This window comes from Sphingobacterium sp. SGR-19 (assembly GCF_011043555.1).
In the GTDB taxonomy this organism is placed as follows: domain Bacteria; phylum Bacteroidota; class Bacteroidia; order Sphingobacteriales; family Sphingobacteriaceae; genus Sphingobacterium.
The window spans coordinates 113,898-125,611 of record NZ_JAAKGS010000008.1; the positions used below are offsets into that span (position 1 = coordinate 113,898).

At 42.8% G+C, this 11,714-nt stretch carries 8 protein-coding genes; all 8 read right to left on the bottom strand.

Going from position 1 to position 11,714, the window contains the following annotated elements; all coding sequences use genetic code 11:
* Nucleotides 1-87: 87 nt before the first annotated feature.
* Nucleotides 88-1,176: a TlpA disulfide reductase family protein gene (locus tag G5B43_RS14915; protein ID WP_165295601.1), complete on the bottom strand. Its 1,089-nt coding sequence runs from the start codon at nucleotides 1,174-1,176 to the stop codon at nucleotides 88-90.
* 5 nt (nucleotides 1,177-1,181) lie between these two features.
* Nucleotides 1,182-2,300, bottom strand: a complete 1,119-nt coding sequence (locus G5B43_RS14920) for a TlpA disulfide reductase family protein (RefSeq protein WP_165295602.1) — start codon at nucleotides 2,298-2,300, stop codon at nucleotides 1,182-1,184.
* Nucleotides 2,301-2,325: 25 nt separating this feature from the next.
* A complete protein-coding gene (locus G5B43_RS14925) occupies nucleotides 2,326-3,876 on the bottom strand; it encodes a PKD-like family lipoprotein (RefSeq protein WP_165295603.1) in 1,551 nt (516 codons plus the stop codon).
* Between the two features lie 60 nt (nucleotides 3,877-3,936).
* A complete protein-coding gene (locus G5B43_RS14930) occupies nucleotides 3,937-4,788 on the bottom strand; it encodes a DUF4843 domain-containing protein (RefSeq protein ID WP_165295604.1) in 852 nt (283 codons plus the stop codon).
* Between the two features lie 19 nt (nucleotides 4,789-4,807).
* Entirely contained in the window at nucleotides 4,808-6,274 is a 1,467-nt protein-coding gene (locus G5B43_RS14935) for a RagB/SusD family nutrient uptake outer membrane protein (protein ID WP_165295605.1), read from the bottom strand.
* Nucleotides 6,275-6,287: 13 nt separating this feature from the next.
* A complete protein-coding gene (locus G5B43_RS14940; protein ID WP_240904878.1) occupies nucleotides 6,288-9,644 on the bottom strand; it encodes a SusC/RagA family TonB-linked outer membrane protein in 3,357 nt (1,118 codons plus the stop codon).
* Nucleotides 9,645-9,816: 172 nt separating this feature from the next.
* The gene (locus G5B43_RS14945; protein ID WP_165295606.1) at nucleotides 9,817-10,983 is read right to left on the bottom strand and encodes a FecR family protein; all 1,167 of its coding nucleotides are present in this window, start codon (nucleotides 10,981-10,983) and stop codon (nucleotides 9,817-9,819) included.
* Between the two features lie 98 nt (nucleotides 10,984-11,081).
* Complete coding sequence (locus tag G5B43_RS14950; RefSeq protein WP_165295607.1) at nucleotides 11,082-11,669, bottom strand: RNA polymerase sigma factor; 588 nt, start codon at nucleotides 11,667-11,669, stop codon at nucleotides 11,082-11,084.
* Between the last annotated feature and the right edge of the window lie 45 nt (nucleotides 11,670-11,714).

The following is an 11,714-nucleotide window of genomic DNA, read 5'->3' on the forward strand; positions in this document are numbered from 1 at the left end:
CCGCTGAGGACCAATATCATCTCCCCGTGTGACAAAGCGATGTCGACGCACGAAGACGTTATACTTCCGTGCGCCGACATCGTATTTTTACAGTGTTTTTTCCAATAGATGGATTAATTGTTTTCCCCGTAGACCGACTGCGATAATTTTACCTTTTGGATCGATGAGGTAATTCATAGGGATAGACTGTACTTCGTAGCTTTCGGCAGCGGCATTGTCGAATCCTTTCAAATCAGATACATGAACCCAAGGGAGACCATCTTTTTCGATCGCATCAAGCCATTTTTGTTTACCGCTTTCTTTATCGAGTGAAACACCAAGGATCGTGAAATTTTGATCTTTAAACCGCTTATACGCTTCGACAAGGTGTGGATTTTCGGCACGGCAAGGTATACACCATGAAGCCCAAAAGTCTAAAAGTACATATTTTCCACGAAAATCAGACAGACTGACCGGATTGCCCGCTACATCATTCATTGTAAAATCAATAGCATCCTTTCCTATGCCCAATTTTTTCGCTCCAAGTAAAAACCTGCCAACGCGCCGACCATCTTCGGAATCACGCCACCACTGAGGGAGGTTATTGTATATTTCTGACATCTCTTCGTATCGGTTCGCGAGAAGATTGGGTCTACCTATTTCTTTCATCAAATCCAACGATACTGGAGAAGCGGGATACGACCTTAAGAATGCTAAGTGAACGCTATCTCTTTTTGCGAGGAGGATATCTTCCTTCTTGCCTTTATCTGTCCAGCCGATAGATTTAAGTTGCTGTTGAAGGATGGTAAAATCACGCTGTACGGAGCTTCCTTTTATAGTAGCCGTTTCTAGATGTTCTCCTTTTACCGTGGTGATTCCCGAATCAAGATAAAAATGAATGGTTTCACCTCTTTTCTTTGTTTTTGCTTCTTCTTCTTTAGAATAACCAACGAAAAGAAGGGCTTTTACAGGTTTGTCAACAGTTCCTTTCAGTTCGAAATGACCCTGACGGACACGTGTCGTATCGTGTTTAAACGATTTTCCGTTAGAGTAGGCCAGTAGAACCGCACTACCTTCCATTGCGGAACTCGATATATCTCCTTTAAGGTGGAAGGTTTCTTGTGCCATCGCTGTATGTAATACGAATAAGCTGAACCACAGCACGGATAGGGCTTTTAAATTTTTAAATTTATGCATGTTATTTATTTTAGCAGTTCCTGGATCTTGTTAAACAAGGTTTCGCCACGGAGATTGGTTGCCACAATTTTTCCCTGACCATCAATCAATACATTTTGTGGAATGGCCCGCACGCCATATAGCGCAGCCGCTGGTTCCTTCCAGCCTTTAAGGCTTGATACATGATACCAAGGCATCCCATCCTGCTCAATGGCAGCTTTCCATCTATTCGCATCAGTATCCAACGATACACTTAACACCGTAAATCCCTTGTCTTTAAACGCATTGAATGTTTCCACTACATGTGGATTTTCTTTGCGACAGGGGCCACACCAGCTGGCCCAGAAATCGACAAGTGTGTATTTATTTTTACTGATCACTTCGTTCAAACTAAGGGCTTTGCCCTCTGGAGTAGTAGAAGAAAAGTCTTTAAAAGCTGTCCCGGTCAATTCACCTTTGGCGGAAAGTAAACGCTCTTCTAATTGTTTCCCAAGTGCGGTCTCCTTTAATGTCGCACTCAATTTTTCATAATAGGGATAGGTGGTTTCATAGTTGGCCAATCTTCCCAGTGCCGTTTTATCGAGATAATAAAGGGAAACGTAAGAGGTGGGGTTTTCTGTTACAAATTCATGAACTATTTGCTGCTTAGCACGGTGCTGCTTACTGATTTCGGGTATCAACTTCGTGATATATGCTTTCTTTTCTTCACCCTCTGGCATCTTTTTAAACGTGTTCAACGCGTCAAAGAGCTTTGTTTCTGAAGGCCTTATTTGCTTGGCCAATCGCTCGTGTTCTTCAACCATTTTTGTGCCACTGATATCGGCATAGCGAATGGAATCTTTTGCGGAGACTCGGATGCTTCCTTTGGAAAGAAACAAATCAATGAAATCAACAGTTTGCCCGTCCTGAATCCCTAATTTCCCGATGGTGGGCGAAAGTATGTGCCCTTTTAATTTGAAACGGCCGTTCTTTACCATCACGCTGTCTGTGATTTTGGTTGTATCGTTAACGTAATACAACTTGATGAACTTGTTATTGTGCCGTGGATTTGCTTTGCCTTTAATCGTAAAATTTCCGCTTTGAGAAAAGGATGCTACCGGGCCGCATAACAACGTAATAAATATCCAAATATGTGTTAGTTTCATGTTTTTTTTTTAAAATGTTTATAAATTAATTTACCGCTCGCCAATTGATGTCCTTTACCTTGATCATATCGGTCCAGGTGCTGTTTTCCTGTGGAAGTAATTCCACTATGTTCGGATCTGAACCTACAAGGAAGCGACGTAGAGTACCCTTAGTTTCGCTGTTATAGGTAGCGATATAGAGACTATTCGCTAAGTGGTCGATTTGTGTGTCAAATTTCAACATGGTGATTTCATCTGTGCTAAGTTCAGGATAGCTATAAATTTTTTCGAACCCAGGATTATAGTCATACGCATATAATTTATTGTTTGCGGAGTAGAAGATCACGGTACGGTTGGAAGAAAAAGCATAAAAGTCTGCTTTATCAAAATCTGTTGCAATCGGCTTTATTGTATATGCAGCGCGTTTGCCCGGGTTGGTCCCGTTCGCATAAAACTTATAGACATGATGTGTATTATCTGTATCCTTCATAATCGCGAACGAGTTTCCATGGGTAGAGCCGTCGTCGTTATTACGCGTATTTTCGGCGTACACCAATGTTCGTCCTGCCGGTTGGTTCCAGGGGAAGGGGCCGCCGTCATCCGGCAAAACCGTTGAAGATGTTGCAATCGCTATACCAGTGTAATTAAGAAAGCGTTGATTTTGCGTATCGTACCACATTATCGAGTTCATGCTGCCAATAGGATAGAGTAAATACGGGGCGGCTGGAATTCGTACCTGGGGTGCGGACGCCAATCGATTAATCGGATTGTTGAAGAAGTCTCCTCCGGACAAAACTGGTGCACCCGCAAATACATCGCCTCCTGTGGTTACCATTGCCCGATACACGCTACTGCCAATTGCGCCGGCTGCTGTGCGTATTTGAGGTGCTAAGACGACGGGATTTAGCGTCTCAGGATCTATGTCTTCTGATATATATAATATCCGACTGAAATTATTGTTCGCCGTAGCGGTTAGTGTCGAGCGATCCAGATAGTAGGATCCGGATTTAGTGAATGCCCATAGCTTTCTGTAATTTGCCCCGCCACCCGTGTGTACTAGGCTGATGGGATCTTTTAGGGGAGGAAGCCCGCTTGTTGAAAGAATTCGCCTGATATGAACCGTATCTGTTAGCATAGCGAGCATTTCAGCCTCGGCAAAGCCTTGTTCGTCTTCTCCTATAATGAGTAAACCTTTAGAATAAGCCGTGCTGACGATAAGGCGTGTATTCGCAATCCAAGTGACGCCGGTCTGTTTATCAAGCGCTCGATAATACAGATTGAATTCACCTGGCTCCAGTCGTACCGCATAATCGAGGTTACGTTCGCGACCAATTGTATCACGCACTGTTTTTTCTTCCCTTTCTAGTTCCAATATCCACAAATAGCTGTAGTCTCCTGTATCTTCATCGTGTATAGTCGCATCGATGTCAGGGTGAATGTGTAATGTGTCTATGCCTGTACGTAATATATATTCACTTTCCACCCCCAGGATTGTTAACTCATTAATATCTGAATATTCGTAATTCCCCAAATCTTTGCTACAAGAACTAATCGCCATTAAAGACAAAACTGCTATGGAGTAAATAAGTAATTTCATTAAATTTCAATTATTGTTAATTTGAAAATGCTATTATATGCTAGTTTCTTATTTTTATGACTACGGGCCAGGAACCCATGGAACGCCGATATAAGAAGTCCAGGGGACACTACCGATAAACATGAGCCGGCCATCATCTTCTAATATTGGATCGCCTGCGTTGTAGCGTTCGATTAAGATCTTCGAGGCATCGCTTCCAATAAGCAGAGAGCGTGCTAGCGGCATGCTCTCCTCGCTTGCAAAGTCTTCGTAGGTTAAATCCAGATTCTCAATCAAAAATTCCATTTTTTTCCGAGTGAAGGCACCGAACAGCCCGCTTTCAAGGTTACCATTTCGTATTGTACCTCGCCAGATCTCAGGTTCTACCATGATATCATTTATCCTTAGCGTATGTAAACTGGCGTCAAATTCTTCTACGGTAGCACCGCCGTCAAGAGAGGGGATGGCGTCCCATTCGGGGAAAGCCAAGGCGAGGTCATCACTGCCAGTTAAACGTAGGCCCAACGTTTTTGGCTCTTCTTCCAGATCCGGTGTACGCTTTAAGCGCACCTTAACTGTTGTGGATACTGCTCTTGCGGGAATAACCCATTCACGCGCAATGGCTTCGTAATGCTGATGCAGGATGGCCGTTGTCGAATCGGGATTTACATCTACAAAAAAGACGCGATCATAATCTTTTACAGGTCCTGTAATAGCAATTTTTATTGGAATCTCAACTTCTTCTAGCCCAATCCTTACAAAATCTACATTGGTGTAAGGTTGATACGGCCAAGATTCTGGAGACCGATTGCTGTCACCGTGTTGCACGGCAAAATAGACGCCTTCCCGTCCTTCATACTCCATTAATTCTTTTTCGCAACTCATGAACGCTGCAGCTTGAAAAAGTAGGATAAACATTAATATTATTTTCATATCGCTATATTTCGTGAGTTTAGTTTCTTTGTGAGGTTTCGCTATCGGGCAACGGAACCGTATAATTATTCAAAACCATTGTTTTGACGCCCGTTATGGTAGCGTGATTCGGTATCGACTGGTAGGCATTCCGTTTGTAAAAAAAGAACTGTTGCCCTTCGCCAATCATTTCCCTTCTGTACTCCCTGCCGATCTCTAGCTTTAGTGCTCCCTCTGTCGCTGGCGCGAGGTTAACCGTATTCCGCGCGATCCTCAACGCGTTCAGATACTCCGTTGCGATGGTTAGGTCTGGATGGCACTCTGCGGCAATCAGTAATAATTCGGAAACCCGGATTAATGGGATCATGTACCTTCCCGGACCGTCCACAATGTCGGCATATTTCATATTGGTCGTAGCGGATTCCGTAGCATTAGATGCCGTTTGCCAAATCCGCCTACGGTAGTCGTTCCCGTCATCGTACATTTCGTCGACGCGCGCTCTGTTCTCATCGCCAGCACTAAACGACAGCTTGCTCGTCGGCGTTAGATTTACGCTGAAGAGCCTGTCATACATTTGGTCCCGGTTGATGTCATACAAGGCAAACATCACCTCAGAACTAAACAAGCGATCTGGTGCGTTCGGATCGGTCGCTTGCGTGAAGGTCACGAAGGGAAAAACCGTTTGTTCCTCAGCAAATACTTCCTCCAGTACTTCTGTCGCTTGCGTCAGCGCATCTGCTTTATTATTTTGCCATAAATAAGCGCGCGCTAATAGCACTTTTGTTGCATAGTAATTTAAACGATATTGACGATAATAGAGATCGTTAGATCCCGAAGGGTTATTCCCATTGCGGACACCTTCCGTGCGTATCGGATCGGTATCTGCCATCAGTGATATAGCAGTTTCAAGATCAGCCACTACTTGTACCATGATCTCTTCAGATCCAAGCAAAGGAGCTATATCGTATCCAGTTTTATTAACGTAAGGGATAGCCAAAGTTGCCTTGTTTTCTTCGGTATAGATTGGCCCGAACAGGCGCAACATGTCCAAATGCAACATCGCGCGCAAGGCCAATGTCTCCCCTTTAATAATGCCATAAAACGGCTGAGGAAGTACCTCGCTAGGTTCATCACCGCAATTCTCTAAGATAACATTGCAGTTAGCAATCAATTCATACGCTTTACGCCAAGCGTCATCAAATGTAGTCTTTACATTTTCTTGCGTATAGGCAAACGTAGCGTAGTTTTGATAGTTATGCGTAGAACTACTTATAAAATAGTATTGACCAAGAACATCTATTGCTCCTGTAGTCATTGTTTGTCCGTATAAGGATTCATGTGTCATTTCCACATACACACCGTTCAAAGCTTTGAGATAACCTTCTATGTTGACAAAAAGCTGATCTTCGGTAAGGCGGTCAGTAGGTTTCACATCTACCCACTTACTGCACGAATGCGTGAGTAAATACAGGAAGAAACAAAAATATAATCTGTATATTGTTTTCATAATTACTTATCTATTAAAATCGAACTGCTGCTGAAAAGGATACCGATCGTGCAAACGGATAATCAATACCACGTTCATTTTTTATTGTTGAGATATGAAAAATATCGTTCATATACGCTCTAAACGTCACGGATGAGGCACGTATGGATTTTAACCAGGTTGCCGTTGTATTTTCGTAGCCCAAAGAAAATGATTCCCCAATGAGTTGATTGTTATCTTCGACAAAACGAGAAGACATGGGGGTAGTCTCAGTACGTGAAATTGCTTTAAAGCGCGCTTCGTCACCCGGCTGTTTCCAACGTTCGTATAGGGCACGTTTATCTTGGTTTAGCGAGACATTCTGCATGGATATATTCTCGACCTTCTCATAAAGCGTTTGCATAAAAGCTTGCCCGCCGACACGGAACCTTAAGTAAGCCGAAGCTGTAAAACCTTTATAGAAAAAATTTGTTCCGATTACCCCTTCCAGATTAGGATCGCTATTTCCAACGACGACCTCATCTTGATAGTTGTGCACAAAGGTCTGTTCATCATGGCGGTTTAGGAATATTTCTCGCCCAGTAGCGGGATCTATACCGACCGAACGGACAGCCCAAAGATCCGAAGGACTTCCGCCATCGTAGTAACGAACAAGATTACGACTTTTATTGGCTTCGTTAAAGCTACCCAACTTATTCCCCATTTTTTGATATTCATCTTTGAGTTGACGTATATTAAGATTGACACGCCATCTTAGTTGGCTACGATTAATGACGGCGTAGTCAGTAATGAAGGTAAAACCACGCGTAATTTGCTCACCTATATTTTGTGCAATGCTGGTTACGCCGGTAGACGATGGAAGCGAAACGATGACGAGCAACGGATCGGTATTTTTAACAAAGTAATCTGCATTAATTCTCAATCGGTTGTCAAATACTGTTAGATCAAAACCGATATTTCGATCTAATGTAGTTTGCCATTGTAGACTCCTATTCCCCATGTTACTAATTAATGTGCTGGCTCCAAAAGGATTGCGGTTTTCGTTGTTATACCGGTAAAGGCGCATGGAGATATAGTCGTCAAAGTTTTGATTACCAGGGTTACCGATTGATCCACGCAGACGAATCTGGTTAACCCAATTTAGGTTACGCTCTTTGATAAATGGTTCGTTGTGTATATTCCACGCCAAACCAGTTGACCATATCGTAGAGAATTGTCGCTCAGACCCAAAAACAGAGGAGCCATCGGAACGCAACGTAGCATCGAGGAGATAACGTTGATCATACGCGTACCCTGTATTTAAGAAATAGCTTGCGCCACGGCGTTTCGAATCTTGATAATCCGCACGCTGTCCTTCAGGATAAGCTAGTGCAAAGTTTGGATTAGAAAATTCATCATCTACGAATCCACGAACCTGATAAGTACTTTGTAAACGTGTCGCTTGTTCCATTCGGAAACCGGAGACAGCATTTACCATATGCTTTTCGGCAAAAAGTTTCCCAAACGTTAGCGTGAAGTCACCATCATAATTGGTTGTTCTACCATTGGTTTCGTCATATCTTCCCTTACGTAAGACATCTGTTTCTTCGAATTCACTGTTAAATGGAGATCTGAATATTTCGCCACGATTTCTAAAACTACGGATGCCGAATCGGGCACGTGCGCGTAGATGCTCCCTTATACGTATTTCAGCCTCTAAATTGTTCGTAAAACCTTGCGTTCGTTCTTCATCGATGTTTAAGTTACTCAGATCGTAGAGTGGACTATATACTTTAACCGTCTGCGGTCTGAACGCATCGTCATAATATGTGTAATTTTCCAGTAGCTTATTGGGACGTCCGGACGCGTCATATTTTCGATAGTACGGGTTTGCACGTGAAAAACTGGAAAATGGGACAGTTTCTCTGTTGGCCTGAACATTATCTACGCTCAGCGAGTTGTTTATAGCGAAATTACCCTTTCTATAGAGTAAACGTATATTCCCGTTTGTCGCTTGTCGATCAGAACCCTCCATCACCCCTTTTGTAATTCCGTGGTTAACGGAGACGCTGTAACGAAGATTCGCATCACCACCTTCGGCAAAAAGCGTGTGTCGCTGGGTCAACGCTGTACGTAGGGGTTCATTAGGCCAATAGGTATTCACACCGCGACGAACTTCCTTCAGTCGGTTGTTGTAATTTGCCTCACTGGCTGGGTTGGCGCCAACTAGTAAATTTCCATCTTCATTCAACAAACCATAGAAGCCCGACAAAAGTTCGAATTGCAGCTTTTCTTCCGCATTCATTAAATTATAGTCTGTTAAATCTGCAAAATTTACGGAGCCATTTAGGTTGTAATTGATGCGTAGTTGTCCAGGTACTGGTCGTTTCGTCTCGACCACAACGACACCGTTTGCAGCCTTTGAACCATAGATGGCCGTCGCAGAGGCATCCTTTAATAACGTAATGCTTTCTACGCGATCCATGCTCAGATCGCTGATGATCTGTAATGTACTCTCAAAACCATCAAGAATAAACAAAGGCTGATTTGGATCTGAGCTAAATTCGTCGGTTACACCAATAATACTGCTTTTGCCGCGTATTTCGATATTGGCCATTCGGTTGGGATCCGATCCAAATTGATTGTTATCAATAACAGCAAAGGAGGGGTCTAATGTTTTTAAACTTTGAAAAACATTTTGATTGCCTACCATCTGCAACTCTTTGGCCGTATAGGTAGCCGATGATCCGGTAAAACTTTCTTTTGTCCGTTGATAGATCCCGGTAATGACCACATCTTTAATAGCATCGGCAGCGGGTTCCAATTGGACGGACAAGCTTTCTTGACCTTTATACGCAATTTCCAAGGTCTTCATTCCAATATAGGTGAAAACTAAAGATGTTTCTTCATTTCCATTTGGAAGGACGAGTCTGAAGCGTCCCTTGCTATCGGTGCTGCTGCTCAGCTTAGTTCCTTTAACCTGCACGGTGACACCTTCAAGATGTGCTTTGGTCTCCGCGTGCTCTACGGATCCTACGATTAAGCGTTGCTGCACTTCAGCCTTAAGGACCGGGACGGCGGGCGTGGGTCTCGCTTTCCTAGAAAAGGAAATGGTTTTATCTTCTAGCTGATACGCGATAGATTGATTGGCTGTAATTTGTCCCAAGAAAGCCGTTAATTGCACGCCTCGCACATCGACAGTGACGGGTTTGGCTTCTTCCAACAAACTTTTGGAACTGAATACCGTATAGCCTGTTTGTTGCCGGATAGCTTCTACAATACGGCTAAAGGGAATGTTTTTTCCTTTTAGCGTAATTTGCTGGGAATAGCTGGACGCACTTACTGTTAACAGTCCAGCCATAGTTAAGAACATGATGATCTTCATCACTCGTGTTAAGTAATTTATATTCATTAATTTTACCCTTGATTTAGGTTGGTGCAATATCTGCTTGTAGTGTTTAGGTAATTGTCGTAAATCAGATCACAAGGGAAAGGGTGGGGCCTTTCCTTCTTTTTTGATTTTACGTACAATCTGTTCGGATTGATTATTCGTGTTATTTCATAGGCATCTTGATTTTTAAGTGTTATAGTTTCTTTCCTTTAATGATAAGCTTGCGCTTGACAGAATCTAAGCTGTAGTTGATGTCGGCGACGTCGAGCACGCGTAGGACAAGGCCTATGTTTTGATTGCGGAAAGCATCGCCTGCTAATTCGACAGCTGGCACTTGCCCTTCATAGGCAACGGTTAGATCATACCAGTGGCCAATTTCAGTCATTACTTCAGCAAAAGATTTACCATCAAAGCTAAACTTTCCGTCGCGCCAGGCCATGTAATTACGTGCATCAACCTGTTGAACACGTGTGCCTAAATGCGTCGTAACAGCCTGGTCGCCTGGTGACAATAACACCTGCTTGTGTTGGTCTGTCAACGCTATTTTACCTTCGATGAGGGTGGTTTTGCTCGACGTTTGATCGGGATAGGCGGAGATATTGAATTGTGTACCCAGTACGTCAATTTCTTGCTTACTGCTGACCACCTTAAAAGGTTTTTTTGATCCATCAGTTCGATATGCAGACTGTACATCAAAGTACGCTTCGCCTTCTAGTTCGACAACACGCTGTTCATCCGTAAAATGGGGAGGGTATGTTAACTTAGAAGCTGCATTTAACCACACCAGAGTGCCATCTGGCAAGGTGACCCGATAGGTGCCACCCCGTGGAGTCTGTAACACCAACTTTGCGACCTTATCATCGACATCATCTAATAAGCCGTCTGTTTGCACAGTTGTACCATCGTCGTAGGTGATGCCGTTGTTCACGACAATTCCATCCTGTGAGGTGCTGAGATTAATCTGTCTGCCGTCGGTCAATGTAAGCGTAGCTTTGTTTCCTCCTGGCTCAATTGTCGTACGAACCGATGTAGAAGGTTCTACACTTTTGTTTACATAAACATGATTGGCCCAAATGCTTATCGATATAATTAATGTTGCTACAGCAGCGATCCAGTAAAGCTTTCGAATATTATAACGATGGTAGGGTATGGTTTTATCTTCTTGAATTTTCGAAAGCAGGCCATCAAGCATCCGGATCTTTATCTGCTGGTAACTTTCACCATCGGACAAAGGTATAGTAACCGCAGTATCGTCATGACTGTTATACCAATCGATTAAAACTTGTAACTCTTGGGGATTAATACTGCTATTTTTGAACTTATAAACTAATTGCTCAATATATTTAGGATCGTGGATCATCTTTTTTTCTGCCTATCTATTTATATAGACAGAAAAATAGGTGGTGAGGGTGATTCGGAATTACAATTTTTTTTAAAAAATTGATTTTACAAGGTAGATTATTGAAAAAAAACAGGGATAAATATGATTGTGGTTAACAATTCCGTGTTATTACGGATATCTTTATTCGCTTTCTTTAAATGAGATTTAACGGTATTTTCAGAAAGGTGAAGTTTTTCAGCGATTTGTTTCGTAGAAAGACCTTCCTGTTGGCTTAAGGTAAATACCAATTTGCATTGTGCAGGCAAGGAATAAATCGCCTTGTCTATTTGTTGTGCTAACTCTCGTGCAATCAGCTCGCGTTCCGGCGTGTCAAGGTTTACCATCTCAATTGGAGAATAACTTTCTGCCTTTAAACGTTCGCGGTGCCGGCGATCTAAAATATTAAATGATTGATTGCGTACTGCGCGAGCTAAATAGTATGCAAGTTCATCTTTAGCCAAGGAGAAATCGTTGCGTAACTTCCATAATTTGCATAACACGTCTTGAACGCATTCCTCCGCTTCTTCTAGATTACCTAATCGATTAAACGCAACAGCTAACATTTTTTCCCAATAGCGATTGTATATCTCAACTAACACGCGTTCGTCACCACCACGTATAAGTTGGACTAACTCCCGATCGCCGTAAACCTTATAATCCACCATTCCTCATGTATCTACTTGCTCTACAAACTTATATATATTTGCTTT

What these genes read in the sequence shown, in the direction of transcription:
- G5B43_RS14915 (WP_165295601.1), bottom strand. Translation starts at nt 1,176, where the DNA reads ATGCATAAATTTAAAAATTTAAAAGCCCTATCCGTGCTGTGGTTCAGC.
- G5B43_RS14920 (WP_165295602.1), bottom strand. Translation starts at nt 2,300, where the DNA reads ATGAAACTAACACATATTTGGATATTTATTACGTTGTTATGCGGCCCG.
- G5B43_RS14925 (WP_165295603.1), bottom strand. Translation starts at nt 3,876, where the DNA reads ATGAAATTACTTATTTACTCCATAGCAGTTTTGTCTTTAATGGCGATT.
- G5B43_RS14930 (WP_165295604.1), bottom strand. Translation starts at nt 4,788, where the DNA reads ATGAAAATAATATTAATGTTTATCCTACTTTTTCAAGCTGCAGCGTTC.
- G5B43_RS14935 (WP_165295605.1), bottom strand. Translation starts at nt 6,274, where the DNA reads ATGAAAACAATATACAGATTATATTTTTGTTTCTTCCTGTATTTACTC.
- G5B43_RS14940 (WP_240904878.1), bottom strand. Translation starts at nt 9,644, where the DNA reads ATGAATATAAATTACTTAACACGAGTGATGAAGATCATCATGTTCTTA.
- G5B43_RS14945 (WP_165295606.1), bottom strand. Translation starts at nt 10,983, where the DNA reads ATGATCCACGATCCTAAATATATTGAGCAATTAGTTTATAAGTTCAAA.
- G5B43_RS14950 (WP_165295607.1), bottom strand. Translation starts at nt 11,669, where the DNA reads ATGGTGGATTATAAGGTTTACGGCGATCGGGAGTTAGTCCAACTTATA.